A 15,155-nucleotide genomic window follows, 5' to 3' on the forward strand; every position below is an offset into this window, starting at 1 on the left:
GGGCGGAACCCCTAGCGGTTGCGCTCGGACTGGTGGTCGCTGCTGCTGCCTCCAACTTCCCGGGGAAGTTCGGTGACCGGGACCAGGACGATGTCCTGGACCTTCCAGTCGAGGTCGATGCACGCGTCCCGGGCCGCCTCGAGCTCTTCCAACGAGGGGCCGCGGCCGTCCCGGGGGACGATGAAGGACTCGACGTGAAGGACGTGTCCCTGGTCCCGGGTGCGGGAGCCGGCCTCCTGGACCCACGGCAGGGACCGCAGATGCCCGTCGATCTTGGCCGAGAGGGGGTGGGGCTCCCCGCTGTCGAAGGTGGTGGCTCGGGTATCCATGAGGTCGGTGATCGCGGCCCCCATGTTCTTGACCCCGTCGCGCAGGATGCTGGCGGCGATGAGCAGGGCGGCGGCGGAATCCGTCCACCACAGGCCGACGCCGATGCCGGCGACGCCGACGATCGTGCCGACCGCGGTCATCCAGTCCGCCTTGTTCATGTCCGCGTCCGCGTACAGGACCTTGTCATGCAGCTCCTTCGCCAGCGACATCTTCACCCGGCCCAGATAGATCGGCAGGGGGATGCTCAGCGCCATCACGCCCATCATCAGCCACCCCAGCCAGACGGTGTGCCCGAACAGCTGCACGGAGCCGATGGAGGGGTGTTCGGCCGTGAACAGGCCGGAGGCCGAATCGAAGACCAGGAAGGCGCCCATGGTGAAAAGGGCGACGCCCGCGACCAGGTGGGCCACGCCGACGGAGCGGTGGTGGCCGTAGGGGTACTTCCTGGTGGGCGGCCTGTTGACGATGCGCACCGCGAGGAGGAACGCGAGGGGCGGGGCCAGGGAGAGCAGATCCTCGATCCATGCGGCCTTCATGGCCTGCGAATTACCCATCACCAGGAACACCAGGGCGATGAACACGGCGAGGAAGCCGAGGGAGAACCACTCGAAGCGGATAGCCTTCTTCAGGCTCTGGGCCTGGCGTTCGGGCAGCTCCGTCCTGCCGAACCGGATGCTCACGGTTGGACCTCCGGCTTGTGCTCGGCCAGGAAGTCCTCGAGTTCGACGAGGAAGGCGTTTTCGCCCGGCCGCGTGGCCATGACGTGCTTGTGCGTTTCGCCGTGCCCGTCCTCGACCTCCGCGTAGGGGGCCGTGACGGCGACCTTCTCCGACCACGGGGTGTCCTTGGTCAGGCCGCCCACGACGAGGTCAAGGTTGCCGCGCTCGAGCTCGTCCACGAGCTTCTGTTCCCCGCCTTCCGACCACTGGATCCGCGCGTTGAGCGTGGCCGCGAACCCGCGCACGAGGTTCGGTTCGATGCCGGCCGGCTCGGCCCCGTCAGGGGTTTCGGTCCACGGAGCGTTGGTGGAGACCCCGACCCGCAGCTGCCCGTCACGGACCCGGTCCAGGGTCCTCTCGGGGTCGGCGGGGAGGCTGATCCCGCACCCGGTGAGAAGACCCGCAGCCAGCACGGACAGTAAGACAAATGCTGCTACGTTCCTCATTGAAACGACCCTAGCCCATGGCCGGGCGGGGTCCGCGAGTCGACGAAGCTTCAGGCGCCGGTCGAATCCTGAGTGCCGTCTGAAAGTTCGGGCCCGCGGGACGCCAGCCCTTTACCTCTCCTCCGGTCCGGGGCAGAGTGGGTGGCCCGTGGTCCGGTCCGGCCTGTGGCTGGTCCGGCTGCCAAACCAGCGAAAGGCAGGGCGCTCCATGTCCGGAAACTTGATAGCCCGTTCCGTCCACGATCTCAGTGCGGCCACCTGGTTCGGTGGTTCCTTGATGGGCGCCATCGGCCTCAACGGCGCCGCGTCAAAAGCCGCCAATACCACCGAAAGGACACTGCTCTCCAGCTATGGATGGAAGAAATGGGCGCCTGTCCAGGCAGCCGCCTTCGGCGCCCACCTCGCGTCCCTCGGCCCCATTCTGGTTGACAACAAGGCCCGCTACGCCGGACAGGAAGGCGTCATGAGGTGGACCTGGATCAAGGCCGGGGTCACCGTGACCGGGGCGGCCCTGACCCTGTATGCCGGCCTGCTGGGACGCAAGGTCGGGCAACTGGCCGAGGAGGGGGCGGAAGGCGCCACCGAGCCCGGTCCCAGCTCCAGCCCCGAGCTCGCCAAGGCCCAGAATCAGCTGAAATTCCTGCAATGGATAATTCCGGTCTTCGCAGGGGCCGTCGTCGTCCTGGGCGCATGGCACGGGGAGATGCAGCGGCCGAAGAACGTCAAGCTCGGTTTCCTGCAGCGCCTCCATTTGGTGGCATAGCCTTCGGCCGGCCCCCGGGCCGGCCGAAGGGAGCCGCAGCACGACGTCGGCAGCGGGCGTGGTGCCGACGTCGTGCTGCGGCGGCTTGGTCAGCTGCGCCGGCGGTGCCAGACGGCGTGGCCGCGGGTCGCGGCGATGGTGAGGACCACGCTGACCAGCGCTCCGTAGCCGAAGATCGTCCCGAAGCTGCCGGTTTCGGCCAGGCCGGCGGTGGCGAAGGTGCCCAGCGAGGCGCCCAGGAACAGCGAGCCGGCGAACAGGGACACGGTCGTGGCCCGCGCCTCGGGCGCGACGTCGGTCGCCCACCCCTGCATCGAGGAGTGCAGGATGGCGTTGGCCGCGCCGATCAGCGTCGCGGTGGCGGTAAAGGAGGCAGGGGAGGCCCAGAGCGCGGAAACCACGAACGCGGCGACCAGTACCGCGCCGCCGCCGGCGATCAGCTGGGTGCGGGTGAAGCCGTGGACGAGGCGGCGCATGGTCCGCGCCCCGGCAATCACCCCGAGCGCGTAGCCGGTGCCGAGGATGCCGGCCAGGCCGATGCCGACCCCCTCGGCCTGCAGGGCGGGGACGATGTAGGTGATTGCGCCGTTGAGCACGGAGCCTTCGAGCATGGCCAGCAGGTACACGGCCACCGCCGAGCCGGTGAAGGCCTTGCGCAGGGCGAACCCGCGGCCGGTCCGGGGCGGGGAGGAGGCGCCGCGCAGCGCGACCAGGATCGCCAGGCACCCCAGCGCCGGCAGGGCGAACACCAACCGCCAGTCGACGAAGACGGCCAGCGCCCCGGCGCCCAGCGTCGCCAGCGTAGTGCCCAGCGAGGAGTAGATCTGCAGGTCGGACAGCCCGCGGGCGCGGTCGATGCCGGTGCGGGTGTCGCCGAGCAGGGTCAGCAGCGTTGGATACAGCGCACCGAACATCAGCCCCGTGAACGCGCGGGCCGCCAGCAGCGGACCGTACGTGGTGAACAGGGTGCTGGCCGCGGCGCCGATCATCGCCCCCGCCAGAGCCAAGCGCAGGACCGTCAGCCGGCCGAACCGGTCGCTGAGCAGCCCCCAGATCGGTTGGCCGACCGCGTAGAGCAGCGAGTAGACGGCGACGAGCCCAACGGCCTGGCCCAGCGTGAGGGCGGTGCTGGCCGCGAGGACCACCAGGATCGGCGGGGTGGCGAATCGGTCGAAGAAGGCCAAGAAGCCGATCGAGCGCAGCACGGAATCGGGCACTCCGGGACGGGCGTCCGGGCGCACTGCGGCATCGGGGGTCTTCGTCATGCATCGTCTCCTTGGGGCTCCCAACCAGCATGCCACCCCAAGGGGCAACCCCGGTTTGCCGGGGACTGCAGGCCCTGCCGTGCCTCAGGAAGTCGGGGGTGGTCGCTTTGCCGGCCGGACCAGGAGGGCGCCGGCCGAGGCGAACAGGGCCGGCAGGTAGAACCAGCCGATGGACGCCAGGCCGAGCACGGCGAAGACCGCCAGCAGAACGGTTGCCGCGAGGGACAGGCCCCTCCATGCTTTCCCACGGAGCAGCAGGGGAAGCCCCGTCAGGAGTACCGGGATCAGCAGCGGCACGAAGATCGCCGGGCCGTTGACCTCAAGCAGGGTCAGCTGTTCGGTTACCCTGCGGCTATCCGGGTCCCTCGATCCTGCTGAAATTGTTTCCGAGGTGTACAGGGGAAGGAACAGGACGGCGAGGCTGGCAGCGATGGCGAGCGCGAATGCCACACCCTGAAGCACTCGTGCCGGAACGGGCCGGTGATCCATGCAAACCCCCAGCGAAGCTGTGTTGATCAAGGAAAGCATGAACCAGGACTTCGGCCCAGTCGACGGCACCCATGGAATCGCCCACGCCTCTGGTCGGGACGTCCTGACCTCATGTTTGGATTTACCTCAGCCTGACGTCAGAAACCTCATGCCAAGTCCGTCAGGTTAGGGTCGAATTGGTCATTCATGGACGAGTGTTTCCGAATCCCTTGGACTTCAACCTGACAGGTTGAGGTATCGGTTGATGGTCTGGGAGAGGTTTGAAGGCGCGGCGAATCGGGAAAACCAAGGAAGGCCCGCACCCTGGGGTGCGGGCCTTCCCGTTCTCAAACCGTTCACTCGTTTGAGTAAGTGAGTGAATGGTGCGCGGTTCGGTGTTCTGGCTGAAGCGAGGTGGACTGGTCGGGTCCGGGTGAAGCGCCTCGAATCCCTCCGGCGCACCGTCGAGAGGACGATACGAAGCCGTGTTTCAGGGCCGCCCAAGAATGCCTGGACCTGGTACCTTCGCCATCACGGCGCGGGCTGCTCGGCCGTTCCCGAGTCCGAGGACACCTCCGGCTCCGGGCTCTGTTCGGTCTCGGGGACAGGCTCCGGGCTCTGTTCGGTCTCGGAGTCAGGCTCGGGGCTCTGTTCGGTTTCGGGGGCGAGGTCCGCTGGCGGGGTGTCGCTTGATGTGTCCGCTCCCGGCTCCTCGGTTCCGGCCGAGTTGCCGTTCCCGCCATTGGGGCTACTGCCGTCCGTAGCCGGGCCATCTTCTCCGTTGGCGCCTTCCTCGACCTGCTCAGGAGCTTCCTCGACGTCCTTGGTCGTTTCGTCTGTTTCTTCTGTTTCGTCCGGGACGGCCGGCTTGCCGCTCAATGCCTTGCCCAGCGTTGTCGTGGGCCCGGTCGCACCGCCGTCGATGCTCGACGTCGACGAGACAAGGCTGGAGATGGGCTGATGGGTCCCGAACTCGACAGCAGTGATGCCGACCATTGCGATAACGAATGCGGCAGCACTGGCCGCCCCGATCTTGATCCAGGTCTTGGGAGTGAACTGCCACCTCACACGGTTGGCTCGAGGCTCGTCGCTCTCGGCGGGAGCGCTGGCGGCCAGCGCGTCGCCGTCGTCGGCGGACAGTGCGCCCCTGCCTCGCAGGGGGATTCTCTGCAAGGCCACGGTGGTGGCCGAACTGAGTGTTCGCGCATAGAGAGCGCCGCCCACTGTGGCAACGATCGAGCCGAGTGCGGCGCCGATCAGCGTCCCGGCAACGCCCAGAAAGGACCCCACCAGGGCAGAGGTCACCGCGGCCAAAGCCGAGCCAATGGTCTGTGTGCCACTCAGTCCGAGGAACGGTTTCGGCTTGTCTTCGGTATCGGATTCTGCAGGCATATTCACACGCAATTCAGTCAGGGAACATTACGAATAGATAACGCTGACTGCCCGCGGCTGGTTCCCGACCGGGCGTATCCATTTCAGGCGCTGCTCACCGTCGGGAAGGAGGATCAGGGCTGGCATCCAAGCACGGCCAGCGGCCGGGGCCGGACCAGGAAGCAGGAGTAGCAGGTGAAGTCGCCCTCGGCCTGCGGGATGACCTGGGCGATGATCTCCTCGGCGATGAACTCCCCGCCGGGGACACCGGCACCGTCCTGGCCGTCATTCGGGCCTGGACTGCCGCGCCCCGATCGAGCACGAGCGGCACCGCCAGAACCCATCCCAAGCAGCCTGAGACTCATTCTTCACGGGGCAATCAATCCCTTGAGCAGCTCACGCTGTGAATCCAACCTTCAGCAGTCCCAATCGATCGATTTTGACCCGACTAGTTCTGGCGTCCGAACTTGGTTGGTTCCGTCGCAGGTCGAGTGCGGAACCCGTCCTCTCGCAACTGAGGGGGATGAACGGATTTTGACCTCTCCAATCAGGGATGAGTGCGGCCCGAAGTGGCGAGGACCAAGGAGGTCATTCCCGTTGGGTTTTGACCCATTGGCGGGCGTCGAGGTCGGCGATGCGGCGGTAGAGGGTGGCGCGGGACATGCCGAGGTCGCGGGCGACGTGGGTGGCGGGTTGGCCGGCGTCGATGAGGCGGCGGGCGTTTTCGATCTGGTTGTCGGTGAAGGCGGGGCGGCGTCCGCCGAGGTCCTGGCCGGCGGCGCGGCGCTTGGTGACGGAGTCGGTGACGCGTTCGCGTTTGATGTCCAGTTCCATTTGGGCCAGGGCGGCCATGACGGTGAAGACCATGGATCCCATGGGGGTGCCGGTGTCCACGTTGCTTCCGCCGAGGTTGAGCACGCGCAGGTTGATGCCCCGGGTCTTGAGCTGTTCGGCGAGGCCGAGCAGGTTCACGGTGGAGCGGCCGAGCCGGTCCAGGGTGGTGATGACCAGGGTGTCGCCTTCGTGGAGGGCGGCCAGGGCCCGGTCGAAGGCGGGCCGGGTGGCGCGGGCACCGCTGACGCCGTGGTCGATGTAGAGGTCGTCCTGGCGGACTCCGGCGGCAATCAGGTCCCTGGTCTGCCGGTCCGCGTCCTGGGCGCGGGTGGAGACTCGGGCGTAGCCGATCAGTTTTCCCACGTGCACCCCGAAAGTGTCTTGCAACCGATGTTCATGACACCAATCCTAGCTGGAGGTTGCAAGACATGGTGGCAAGACAGTCGGCCCCTTGAATTTTCAAGGGCTGAAAAGTGTCTCGCCGGACTGTCTTGCATCCCGTCCGTTGCGAGACAGTGGTGTCTTTGTGCTTCAACCTCAGGGTGGCGGTCTTGCCGGCCATCGCCCGGCTCCGATCGAACTACCCGTGGACCAAGGGGCTTTCGTGGCCCAAGTGCCGGTACCTACACTGAAACCACGTACGAGCAGGAGGCGGGCGTGGAATCACTCGAGAGTGGCAGCGGACAGCCTGTATCCATCCATGTGGACCGCCTGCAGCAGGTGGGTACCGACCCGGCGTCGTGGGTTCCGTCGAGTGAACGCGGCGCGGCTCAGCCCGGAGTGTATGTGGAGTCCTTTACCACCGAGGTGCCTGACGTGCCCGAATTCGAGAAGAGCCTCCCCATGCTGCGGGCGGGCGGCACCGGGCAGGGATGCACCTATATGGGGGTGGCGGAGCCTGCGCCGTCCGCGCCCATGACCTGGGACTGCGACGGCGACGGCGACTGATTGCCGCAGCCTGGCACCTAGGATCCCGCCGGCACCGCACCATGATGTCCGGGCCGGAGATGCGAGTGCGTTGGGCTTGCCCCGTGTCGGAGTGGGTGGCCTGCGAGAGTGTCTCGACAAATTGCCTTGAGAGCCACCGGTTGTGGGACACCGGCGGGCGGTCTTCCTGTGGCTGGAGTCAAGGGGTGGCGGTTGGATTCGTAGCTGTGATCCCCCACGGGGGACCCCCGGGCATCGAGGCAGGAGCGAGGGGCGGCGGCAAGCAAGATGCAGAAGAATAATGTGCTTTAGCATGCGTAAACTAAGGACATGGCCGATCACGGAACCGCTGCCGATTCGCTCCATGCCGCCGCAGCAGCGCGACAGCGTGCGCGGTCCGATTCGCGATGGTTCTCCTGGGCCTGTCTCGCTGCCGGTTTGCTCGCCATCCCCGGCGGAACCGTCGTTCCGTGGGGATGGCCCGCGCGATTTGTCGTGACGACGGCCGTGTTCGCTCTGGCGATCGGGCTTGTCTGGCTGATGGCCAGGAGCGGGGTGACACCCCGCGGCGGCAAGAGGGCGTTCGGCGTGGCGGCTGGCTGCTGGTTTGTCCTGAACGCGCTGGTCGCGGCGATAGGGCGCGACATCGATCATCTTGGCCTGGGCCTCGTCTGTTCCGCCCTTGCGTCGGTGCCTTTTATGGTGGTGGCCGTCCGCTTCGCGCCGCGGAGGGACGGGGTACGATGAAGCACGCGCGCCATGAGTTGGATGCGCTGATCCACTCGCCGGTGCGGTTCTCGATCATGGGCTATCTCCGATCCGTGGACGAGTGCGAATTCAGTGTTTTGCGCGATGCCGTCGACCTTTCCGACTCAAGCCTGTCGCAGAACCTGACCGCGCTGGCCGGAGCCGGCTTCATCACCATCGACAAGCGCCAGTCGGGGCGGCGTGTGCGGACCTGGGTCGCCAGCACCGGCGCCGGGGACCAGGCGCTGGAGAACAACCTGGCGATCCTGCGACGCATTGCCGGAACGGCCGCCGAACAATAGCTCCAGATGCCGCTGTCACGTACGCGCCAAGTGAGCGGCCGATCCCTCAGACATCGGATCCCGCATCCGGGCAATGGGCCGGCGCGGTCCGCGGAGGTCGCCGCCTCGTCGGCCTGTCGGGCACCAGCCTTCGATCGTGGGTAATGCCACCGGGTTGGCGCTCTGCGCGGTCTTCGCCGCGATCTTCTTCCATGTCCTCCATGGAGTGATACGGGCAGGTGTACGGGATGAAATTCCGGCCGCGGACAACACGTCGACGTGAAGACACCCTGGAATCCCAACGGTCAGAAAGATGATGGGTCACACCACGACAGGTCAACACCGAGCCCGACAGCGGATACCTGACCTGCCAAGAACCAATAGAGAATCATAACGGGATGAAAAGTGTCTCGCCGGACTGTCTTGCATCCCGTCCGTTGCAAGACACACTTCCGTTCGATGGTGCCCTCGCAGAAGCCGCCCCAAGCATCTTCGTCATCGGTGACCAGTGACACCGAGCGGTCAAAGAACGCCGCCAGATAAGTGGCGGCGTTCTTGCCGATTTGATTGGCGGCACATGCAGGCGCTGCAGGTGGGATCACTATGCTGGTGTGGACGCCGGGGTGCCCGCAGCGCCGGTGCTGTCGACTGGCTCGTGATAGTTGGAGGGGAGCAGATGCTGGTCGAGGATGGTGGGATGGCTGCATCGGAGACGGGGCCGGCGCAGCGAATGTTTCCGGGCGCCGAGCTGGAGCGGATGACTGGGCTGACCATCGAGCGGACCTTCATCCCCTTGGGTTTTTCGCACTGGTTGATTCTGCTGCTGGTTGCCGCCGGTGCGGTGCTTTTGGTGTGGCTGGGCCGTGCTCTCCGGGGTACCCGGGCAGAGGAAAGTCTCGCCCGTGGTTTCGCCATCGTGTTGCTGGCCTATGCGGGCACCATGCTGATTGTCCGAATGTTGCCGGCACGGTGGAACATCGACTTGTCGCTGCCGCTGCACGTTTCGGACCTGACGTGGATGGTGGCGGTGTATGCGCTGTGGACGCGTTCCCGTTGGGCCTTCGCGCTGACCTATTACTGGGGTTTAACCCTCAACCCGCAGGCCATGATCACCCCGGCGGTGCGTCCGGGATTCCCGGACCTCGCCTTCATCGACTTTTGGCTTCAGCATGCCCTCGTCGTATGGGCGGCTGTCTACCTGACCTGGGGCTTGGGTCTGCGGCCGGACTGGGCCGCCTTCCGCACTGCGGTCGCGTGCACCCTCGGCTGGGCTGTTGTGGTGTTCTGCTTCAACGTCGCGGCCGGCACCAACTATGGTTTCCTGAATGCCAAACCGGTCAATCCCTCGGCGCTGGACCTGATGGGCCCTTGGCCCTGGTACCTGGCGGTCGAACTGGTCGTCGTACTCGCCCTGTGGGCGTTGATTACCTGGCCATGGACCCGCACACGCAAGACAGGCCAGCAGAATCTGATGCTGGGCCCGGGAGGGCAGAGGTGAACCGGACCTGGCTCCGCCGTGCCGCAGCCGCGGGCCGAACGGTCGTGCTGGCGCTCGTTCCTTACGTCGCCTGGTGCGGTTTCGCCACGGTGCTCTCCGGAGCCGTCCGTCGCCGCAACCGCTGAGACCCGCTGACCCCCGCCGGGGGTGCTCTGTGTCTCTTGCGATAGGCCTCGGATGCAACAAAGTCCGTTGCCACTAGGAAAAAGATTATTGACGTCATCGAAGAATCGGAGACTGACTTGCCAGGCTCAGAGGTGTGTAACTTTTAGTATTCCGCAGTTGGGACGTCGTTTTCCTCGATGGCAGCCCGGCGGGGGACCGATCTAGTCCTCGGGAAGGGCCGCGGGCGCTGCCGGGGCCTGGTGTTTGGACGTTCCCGGCAGGGCATGGACGACGAGCACGGGGCAGTGGGCGCGAGCGATGCAGGCCGAGCTGACGGAACCGATCAGCAGGCCGTGGAAGCCGCCGTGGCCGCGCCGGCCGAGAACGAGCATGACGGCATTTTTGCTGGCCTCGATGAGGGTCGGACGCGGGCTGCCTTCCTGGAGCTTGGGGCTAACGTTGCCGGGCAGGTCCGGGCCGTAGGCGGCGGTGAGTGCTTCGTTGAGGGTTCGTTGGGCGCGTTCTTCGAAGCCCTTGATGCCCATGGCTGCGTATTCCTCTTCCATGCGGGGCGCTTCCCAGCAGGCGGTGGCCTCGATGTGGGCTCCGAGCCCTTGGGCGATCCGCTGGGCCTGTTTGAGGGCCTCGATCGAGGAAGCGGATCCGTCCACGCCCACGACGATGCGCGGTGGCGTTCCGTTGTCCATGGGGCCTCCTGCCGTCGCGGGGCCGGTTGGCTCCATAATGCGCCCCGGGGAGGAGGTGGTGGAAGGTCGGCCCGGAACTCGGGTGCCCCCGTCCGAATAGCCCTGCCATGTGCGGCGTTTATCGCTGGCCTTCCGATCGCCGTCGACGCCTGCGTCGGCGACCAGTTCACCCGGGCAGGCCGGGCAGCTGTCCCCGCGGACGGCGGTTGGTGGCCCATTCCGCCACGTTCAGAGAGGGGCCAGGAGGGCGATGGACCCGACTGCGGAGAGGACCGCGCGCAAAAGGTTGGCTCGGCTCCAGGAGCGGTCGAATTCGGTCCATTCGATCTTGGAGCGCGCCAGCCGGCCGTTGAGGGGAACGTTGATGGCCATCGTTGCGAACCATCCCGCGAGATAGGCAACGGAGCCCAAGATCCGCAGGGGCGAGTCCGTGCCCGGGTTGACGGCCTGTTCCGCCAGGGCGCCTGCGCAGGCCAGGGCGGTTCCGAAGAACAGGATCATGAAGGGCGGCCGCACGGCTTGTTCGTTGATGGAGACCATGGTGGCGGCCGCGTCCTGGGCGGGGCGCCGTCGCAGCGCGGGCATGACCGTGAACGTGAAGGCGGCGTAGAAGCCGGCAACCAGCGCGGACCCCACGCCTGCGATTGCTGCCAGCGCCGTCATCCCGTCCTCCTCCCCGTCGGGTGGAGCCTAGCTGCCCGGGGTTGCCGCCGGGTGAACGCACGGCCCCGGACCGGCTGGGCGGGAAAGCGGCGCAGGCGTCCGGAATGTGTTCTTATCGGGCACTTAACCCGGCCGTCATCGGAGCCGCGGAGAATCGAGGGACGAGAACGGGTTTGTCCGAGGGAGGCTAAGCGATGAACGGAAATTCAGCCCGTCGCCTGCACGAAGGCGACCACGTAACAGCCATGGAGTCCGGCGGAAGGCGGATCAGCGGCAAGGTGGAACAAACCGCGCCCGATATGGGCGCGGCATGGGTCCGCGAGGACGGGTTCGGAGCGCGCCACCTGATCACCACGGAGGATCTCGTAGACTCCCCGAGGGAAACCATCGACGAGCCCGGACGGTGATGCCGGGCCGCTCGCGCATGGTTGCAGCGCGTGATTACAGCGCGGCGAGGATGCCGGCGACGTCGTCCAGCGCTCCGGGAACCAGGGAGAAGTAGGCCCAGGTGCCGCGTTTTTCGCGGTGCAGCAGGCCCGCCTCCACCAGGATCTTCAGGTGGTGGGACACGGTGGGTTGGCTCAGGTCCAGCGGCCCGCTCAGGTCGCACACGCAGGATTCGCCATCAGGCTCGGCCTTGACGATGGAGAGCAGCCGCAGCCGGTTCGGATCGGCGAGGGCCTTGAAGACCAGGGCCTTTTGCCTGGCCTCCTCGGCGCCCAGGGCGGGGGCTCCCGCGGGGGCGCAGCAGGTCTCGTCCGTGGTGGGCTGGAGGACGGGCAGCGAGTTCATGTACCCATTATGCCCACATATCGACATTCATCAATGAACGGGCCGCCCGGGCCTTGGGCCGGGGCGGCTCCGTTTGAGACCGGGTGCCGGAGGCTTACGGGCCGGCGGTTCCGGAGCCGTGGGGGAGGACGACGTCGTCCGCGGCGCGGGCCGCGAGGGGGAACAGGAGCAGGAGCAGGCCCAGGCCGACGACGGCGCCGACCACCTGCGCCGCGACGAAGGCGGGAACGGAGGCCGGTGCGATGCCGGCGAAGGTGTCGCTGAAGATGCGCCCGACCGTGACGGCGGGGTTGGCGAACGAGGTCGAGGACGCGAACCAGTACGCGGCGCCGATGTAGGCGCCCACGGCCGGGGCGGCGAGGACGCCGCGGGAGGTGGCCGCGAGGGCGAAGATGAGCAGGATGAGCCCGGCGGTGGCGACGACCTCGCCGAGCAGGTGTCCCGGGGTCGCGCGGTCCTTGGTGGAGAGGGAGGTTCCCACCTCGAACATGGCGTTGGCGAGCACGCTGCCCCCGATTGCGCCCACGGTCTGGGCGACCACGTAGACGCCGAGGTCCGGCAGGGTCAGCCCGGAACCGCTGCGCCGGCCCAGGATCCAGTCGATGAGGGAGACCACCGGGTTGAAGTGGGCCCCGCTGACCGGCCCGAGCACCAGGATCAGCACCGTCAGGCCCAGCACCGTGGCGGTGCTGTTCTGGAGCAGCTGCAGGCCCGTGTCGTTCGGGGAGAGCTGCTGCGCGGCGATCCCGGAGCCGACGACGATGGTCACGAGCAGGCAGGTGCCGAGCAGTTCGGCGACGGCGCGGCGCCACAGCGGCGGCTGGGGTGAAGTCATGGGAACCAGCTTGACCCAAGAAATTAACTCAGTCAAAATTGAATCAATGGATATTGAGCGAATTGACGGATTCCGGGCGCGGGTCGCGAAGCACGCCGCCCTCGCCGACCCCGCGCGGCTGCGGATCATCGACCTGCTGACCCTGGGCGACTACTCGCCGACCGAACTGCAGGCCGAGCTGGGCATTGCCTCGAACCTGCTCTCCCACCACCTGCGCACGCTCGAGGGCGCGGGCCTGGCCGTCCGCCACCGCTCCGAGGCCGACAGGCGGCGCAGCTATGTCCGACTCGCCGCGGGGGCCTTGGAGGGGCTGGCCCCGGGGCGCGAACACGCGGTGCGCCGCGTCCTGTTCATCTGCACGCGCAACAGTGCCAGGTCCCAGCTGGCCACCGCCCTCTGGCGGCGCGCCAGCGAGATTCCCTCGGCCTCGGCGGGCACCCACCCCGCGGAGCGGGTCGCCTCGGGGGCCATCGAGGTCGCGCAGCGCCACGGCCTCAACCTCGGGCAGCCGACCCCGCGCCGGCTGGCCGAGGTGGCGGCGGAGGGCGACTTCATCGTCACGGTCTGCGACAACGCCCACGAGGAGCTCACGGACCTGGGAGGCATCCACTGGTCGGTCCCGGATCCTCTGCGACCGAACACCCCGGAGGCCTTCGAGGACGCCTTCGAGGACATTTCCCGCCGCATCCACGACCTCGCTCCCCGTTTGCACGCCGCCTGACCCCGCCGAGGCGGCCGCCGCCCACCCTCCGACCCCGAATATTGACAATCATCAATGTCCTGTTCGATACTCCTTGCATCGACGAACATCAATATCATTCGGTGCAGCGACGGGTCGGCCGCACACCCGCATCAGACCCGACACCCGAACCGAGTCCCAGGAGAAAACCCGTGAGCACCGAGACCACCAAGAAGCCCTCCGTCCTGTTCGTCTGCGTCCACAACGCCGGCCGTTCCCAGATGGCCGCCGCGTTCCTCACCACGCTGGCCGAGGGCCGGATCGAGGTTCGTTCCGCCGGCTCGCAGCCGGCCGAGCGCATCAACCCGGCCGCCGTGGAGGCCATGGCCGAGGTGGGCATCGACATGGCCGCGGAAGTTCCGAAGGTCCTGACCACCGAGGCCGTGCAGGAATCCGACGTGGTGATCACCATGGGGTGCGGGGACGAGTGCCCGTACTTCCCGGGCAAGCGCTACGAGGACTGGGTCCTGGAGGACCCGGCCGGCAAGGGCGTCGACTCCGTGCGCCCGATCCGCGATCAGATCAGGACCCGCATCGAGGACCTGATCGCCTCCCTCGTCCCCGCTGCCAAGTAGCACCCGCCAAGTATCACCCCCCGCTTCCCCAGGAGATCCCCGTGAGCACCCACCAGCTGATCATCATCGGCTCCGGCCCCGCCGGATACACCGCAGCGATCTACGCCGCCCGCGCCGGCCTTGCCCCGCTGGTCCTGGCCGGTTCCGTCACCGCGGGAGGCGCGCTGATGAACACCACCGAAGTGGAGAACTTCCCCGGCTTCCCCGCCGGCATCCAGGGCCCGGAGCTGATGGAGGGCCTGCAGCAGCAGGCCGAACGGTTCGGCGCGCAGGTGGTGTTCGACGACGTCACCGAGGTGGCGCTCACCGGGCACCTCAAGCGCGTGGTTACCGGCGCCGGTGAAACCCACGAGGCCCCGGCGCTCATCCTCGCCACCGGCTCCGCATACAAGGAACTCGGTCTGCCGGAGGAGAAGACGTTCAGCGGCCACGGCCTGTCCTGGTGCGCCACCTGCGACGGCTTCTTCTTCCGCGACCAGGACATCCTCGTCGTCGGGGGCGGGGATTCGGCGATGGAGGAAGCGACCTTCCTGACCCGCTTCGCCAAATCCGTCACCGTCGTCGTCCGCAAGAACGAGCTGCGGGCCTCGCGCATCATGGCCCAGCGCGCCAAGGACAACCCAAAGATCACCTTCGCCTGGAACTCGGCCGTCACCGCCATCCACGGCGAGTCCAAGGTCACCGCCGTGACCCTGACCGACACCCTCACCGGGGAAACCCGCACCCAAGCCGCCACCGGCATCTTCGTCGCCATCGGGCACCTTCCGCGCACCGACCTGGTCAACGGCCAGGTGGAGCTGGACGCCGAGGGATACATCAAGGTCGATTCCCCGACCACGGTCACCAACCTCACCGGCGTGTTCGCCTGCGGGGACGCCGTGGACCACCGGTACCGCCAGGCCATTACCGCCGCCGGCACCGGCTGCGCTGCGGCCCTGGACGCCGAACGCTACCTCGCCGCGCTGGAGGACGCGGACAGCATCGCCACCGCGCTGGTGGAGGAACCCACCCACGCCTAAACCCCATCAGAAGGAAAGGGGGTGAGCCGGATGAGAACCGGATGCTGCAGCGACTCGGGTTGCTGCGACGA

At 67.3% G+C, this 15,155-nt stretch carries 20 protein-coding genes; 9 read left to right on the forward strand and 11 right to left on the reverse strand.

Annotated elements, in window-relative coordinates; genetic code table 11:
* Positions 1-11: 11 nt before the first annotated feature.
* Together ABD912_RS00580 and ABD912_RS00585 are read right to left on the reverse strand one after the other, a co-directional pair.
* The gene (locus tag ABD912_RS00580; protein ID WP_345147684.1) at positions 12-1,010 is read right to left on the reverse strand and encodes a cation diffusion facilitator family transporter; all 999 of its coding nucleotides are present in this window, start codon (positions 1,008-1,010) and stop codon (positions 12-14) included.
* Positions 1,007-1,495 carry a transporter substrate-binding domain-containing protein gene (locus ABD912_RS00585; RefSeq protein WP_345147685.1) on the reverse strand — a complete coding sequence of 163 codons (489 nt, stop codon included), beginning with the start codon at positions 1,493-1,495 and terminating at the stop codon, positions 1,007-1,009. The genes ABD912_RS00580 and ABD912_RS00585 overlap by 4 nt, the downstream gene beginning before the upstream one ends.
* A gap of 208 nt (positions 1,496-1,703) precedes the next feature.
* Here ABD912_RS00585 and ABD912_RS00590 point away from each other — a divergent pair, with 208 nt between their 5' ends.
* Positions 1,704-2,258 (forward strand): hypothetical protein, encoded by a 555-nt coding sequence (locus ABD912_RS00590; protein ID WP_345147687.1) that lies wholly within the window; start codon positions 1,704-1,706, stop codon positions 2,256-2,258.
* Between the two features lie 89 nt (positions 2,259-2,347).
* Here the strand turns inward: ABD912_RS00590 and ABD912_RS00595 are convergent, their stop codons facing one another.
* The 5 genes from ABD912_RS00595 to ABD912_RS00615 form a co-directional block, all read right to left on the reverse strand.
* A complete protein-coding gene (locus ABD912_RS00595) occupies positions 2,348-3,523 on the reverse strand; it encodes an MFS transporter (RefSeq protein WP_345147689.1) in 1,176 nt (391 codons plus the stop codon).
* 84 nt (positions 3,524-3,607) lie between these two features.
* Positions 3,608-3,973 (reverse strand): hypothetical protein, encoded by a 366-nt coding sequence (locus ABD912_RS00600; protein WP_345147691.1) that lies wholly within the window; start codon positions 3,971-3,973, stop codon positions 3,608-3,610.
* A gap of 549 nt (positions 3,974-4,522) precedes the next feature.
* Entirely contained in the window at positions 4,523-5,383 is an 861-nt protein-coding gene (locus ABD912_RS00605) for a hypothetical protein (RefSeq protein ID WP_345147693.1), read from the reverse strand.
* Between the two features lie 113 nt (positions 5,384-5,496).
* Positions 5,497-5,727, reverse strand: a complete 231-nt coding sequence (locus ABD912_RS00610; protein ID WP_425548000.1) for a DUF4193 family protein — start codon at positions 5,725-5,727, stop codon at positions 5,497-5,499.
* A 223-nt stretch (positions 5,728-5,950) separates the two neighbouring features.
* Positions 5,951-6,559, reverse strand: coding sequence for a recombinase family protein (locus ABD912_RS00615; protein WP_345147768.1), 609 nt, complete (start codon positions 6,557-6,559; stop codon positions 5,951-5,953).
* Between the two features lie 294 nt (positions 6,560-6,853).
* On the opposite strand from ABD912_RS00615, the gene ABD912_RS00620 reads away from it, so the two are divergent.
* The 4 genes from ABD912_RS00620 (at position 6,854) to ABD912_RS00635 (ending at position 9,649) form a co-directional block, all read left to right on the forward strand.
* The gene (locus ABD912_RS00620; RefSeq protein WP_345147695.1) at positions 6,854-7,144 is read left to right on the forward strand and encodes a hypothetical protein; all 291 of its coding nucleotides are present in this window, start codon (positions 6,854-6,856) and stop codon (positions 7,142-7,144) included.
* A gap of 309 nt (positions 7,145-7,453) precedes the next feature.
* On the forward strand, positions 7,454-7,870 hold the full coding sequence (locus ABD912_RS00625) for a hypothetical protein (protein ID WP_345147697.1): 417 nt from the start codon (positions 7,454-7,456) through the stop codon (positions 7,868-7,870).
* Positions 7,867-8,172, forward strand: coding sequence for a transcriptional regulator (locus ABD912_RS00630; RefSeq protein ID WP_345147699.1), 306 nt, complete (start codon positions 7,867-7,869; stop codon positions 8,170-8,172). The genes ABD912_RS00625 and ABD912_RS00630 overlap by 4 nt, the downstream gene beginning before the upstream one ends.
* 655 nt (positions 8,173-8,827) lie before the next feature.
* Positions 8,828-9,649 carry a YwaF family protein gene (locus ABD912_RS00635; RefSeq protein ID WP_345147701.1) on the forward strand — a complete coding sequence of 274 codons (822 nt, stop codon included), beginning with the start codon at positions 8,828-8,830 and terminating at the stop codon, positions 9,647-9,649.
* Positions 9,650-9,975: 326 nt separating this feature from the next.
* Here ABD912_RS00635 and ABD912_RS00640 read toward each other — a convergent pair whose 3' ends face one another.
* Together ABD912_RS00640 and ABD912_RS00645 are read right to left on the reverse strand one after the other, a co-directional pair.
* Positions 9,976-10,461 carry a universal stress protein gene (locus ABD912_RS00640; RefSeq protein ID WP_345147703.1) on the reverse strand — a complete coding sequence of 162 codons (486 nt, stop codon included), beginning with the start codon at positions 10,459-10,461 and terminating at the stop codon, positions 9,976-9,978.
* A 228-nt stretch (positions 10,462-10,689) separates the two neighbouring features.
* Entirely contained in the window at positions 10,690-11,124 is a 435-nt protein-coding gene (locus tag ABD912_RS00645) for an anthrone oxygenase family protein (protein ID WP_345147704.1), read from the reverse strand.
* A gap of 194 nt (positions 11,125-11,318) precedes the next feature.
* On the opposite strand from ABD912_RS00645, the gene ABD912_RS00650 reads away from it, so the two are divergent.
* Positions 11,319-11,531, forward strand: a complete 213-nt coding sequence (locus ABD912_RS00650; protein ID WP_345147705.1) for a hypothetical protein — start codon at positions 11,319-11,321, stop codon at positions 11,529-11,531.
* Between the two features lie 34 nt (positions 11,532-11,565).
* Here the strand turns inward: ABD912_RS00650 and ABD912_RS00655 are convergent, their stop codons facing one another.
* Positions 11,566-11,916 (reverse strand): ArsR/SmtB family transcription factor, encoded by a 351-nt coding sequence (locus ABD912_RS00655; RefSeq protein WP_345147707.1) that lies wholly within the window; start codon positions 11,914-11,916, stop codon positions 11,566-11,568.
* A gap of 94 nt (positions 11,917-12,010) precedes the next feature.
* The gene (locus ABD912_RS00660) at positions 12,011-12,751 is read right to left on the reverse strand and encodes an MIP/aquaporin family protein (RefSeq protein ID WP_345147709.1); all 741 of its coding nucleotides are present in this window, start codon (positions 12,749-12,751) and stop codon (positions 12,011-12,013) included.
* A 46-nt stretch (positions 12,752-12,797) separates the two neighbouring features.
* Between ABD912_RS00660 and ABD912_RS00665 the strand changes: the two genes are divergently transcribed.
* The 3 genes from ABD912_RS00665 (at position 12,798) to trxB (ending at position 15,084) form a co-directional block, all read left to right on the forward strand.
* Positions 12,798-13,472 carry an arsenate reductase/protein-tyrosine-phosphatase family protein gene (locus ABD912_RS00665; RefSeq protein WP_345147710.1) on the forward strand — a complete coding sequence of 225 codons (675 nt, stop codon included), beginning with the start codon at positions 12,798-12,800 and terminating at the stop codon, positions 13,470-13,472.
* 170 nt (positions 13,473-13,642) lie between these two features.
* Positions 13,643-14,065, forward strand: coding sequence for an arsenate reductase ArsC (locus ABD912_RS00670; RefSeq protein WP_345147711.1), 423 nt, complete (start codon positions 13,643-13,645; stop codon positions 14,063-14,065).
* Between the two features lie 41 nt (positions 14,066-14,106).
* Positions 14,107-15,084 carry a thioredoxin-disulfide reductase gene (gene trxB, locus ABD912_RS00675; RefSeq protein ID WP_345147713.1) on the forward strand — a complete coding sequence of 326 codons (978 nt, stop codon included), beginning with the start codon at positions 14,107-14,109 and terminating at the stop codon, positions 15,082-15,084.
* Positions 15,085-15,155: the final 71 nt, after the last annotated feature.

The sequence above is a fragment of the Arthrobacter ginkgonis genome, assembly GCF_039540195.1.
Taxonomy (GTDB): Bacteria; Actinomycetota; Actinomycetes; order Actinomycetales; family Micrococcaceae; genus Zafaria; species Zafaria ginkgonis.

Excerpts from the sequence above, each read along its gene's own strand:
- ABD912_RS00585 (WP_345147685.1), bottom strand. The coding sequence starts at position 1,495 with ATGAGGAACGTAGCAGCATTTGTCTTACTGTCCGTGCTGGCTGCGGGT.
- ABD912_RS00590 (WP_345147687.1), top strand. The coding sequence starts at position 1,704 with ATGTCCGGAAACTTGATAGCCCGTTCCGTCCACGATCTCAGTGCGGCC.
- ABD912_RS00595 (WP_345147689.1), bottom strand. The coding sequence starts at position 3,523 with ATGACGAAGACCCCCGATGCCGCAGTGCGCCCGGACGCCCGTCCCGGA.
- ABD912_RS00605 (WP_345147693.1), bottom strand. The coding sequence starts at position 5,383 with ATGCCTGCAGAATCCGATACCGAAGACAAGCCGAAACCGTTCCTCGGA.
- ABD912_RS00610 (WP_425548000.1), bottom strand. The coding sequence starts at position 5,727 with ATGAGTCTCAGGCTGCTTGGGATGGGTTCTGGCGGTGCCGCTCGTGCT.
- ABD912_RS00625 (WP_345147697.1), top strand. The coding sequence starts at position 7,454 with ATGGCCGATCACGGAACCGCTGCCGATTCGCTCCATGCCGCCGCAGCA.
- ABD912_RS00630 (WP_345147699.1), top strand. The coding sequence starts at position 7,867 with ATGAAGCACGCGCGCCATGAGTTGGATGCGCTGATCCACTCGCCGGTG.
- ABD912_RS00635 (WP_345147701.1), top strand. The coding sequence starts at position 8,828 with ATGCTGGTCGAGGATGGTGGGATGGCTGCATCGGAGACGGGGCCGGCG.
- ABD912_RS00640 (WP_345147703.1), bottom strand. The coding sequence starts at position 10,461 with ATGGACAACGGAACGCCACCGCGCATCGTCGTGGGCGTGGACGGATCC.
- ABD912_RS00645 (WP_345147704.1), bottom strand. The coding sequence starts at position 11,124 with ATGACGGCGCTGGCAGCAATCGCAGGCGTGGGGTCCGCGCTGGTTGCC.
- ABD912_RS00650 (WP_345147705.1), top strand. The coding sequence starts at position 11,319 with ATGAACGGAAATTCAGCCCGTCGCCTGCACGAAGGCGACCACGTAACA.
- ABD912_RS00655 (WP_345147707.1), bottom strand. The coding sequence starts at position 11,916 with ATGAACTCGCTGCCCGTCCTCCAGCCCACCACGGACGAGACCTGCTGC.
- ABD912_RS00660 (WP_345147709.1), bottom strand. The coding sequence starts at position 12,751 with ATGACTTCACCCCAGCCGCCGCTGTGGCGCCGCGCCGTCGCCGAACTG.
- ABD912_RS00665 (WP_345147710.1), top strand. The coding sequence starts at position 12,798 with ATGGATATTGAGCGAATTGACGGATTCCGGGCGCGGGTCGCGAAGCAC.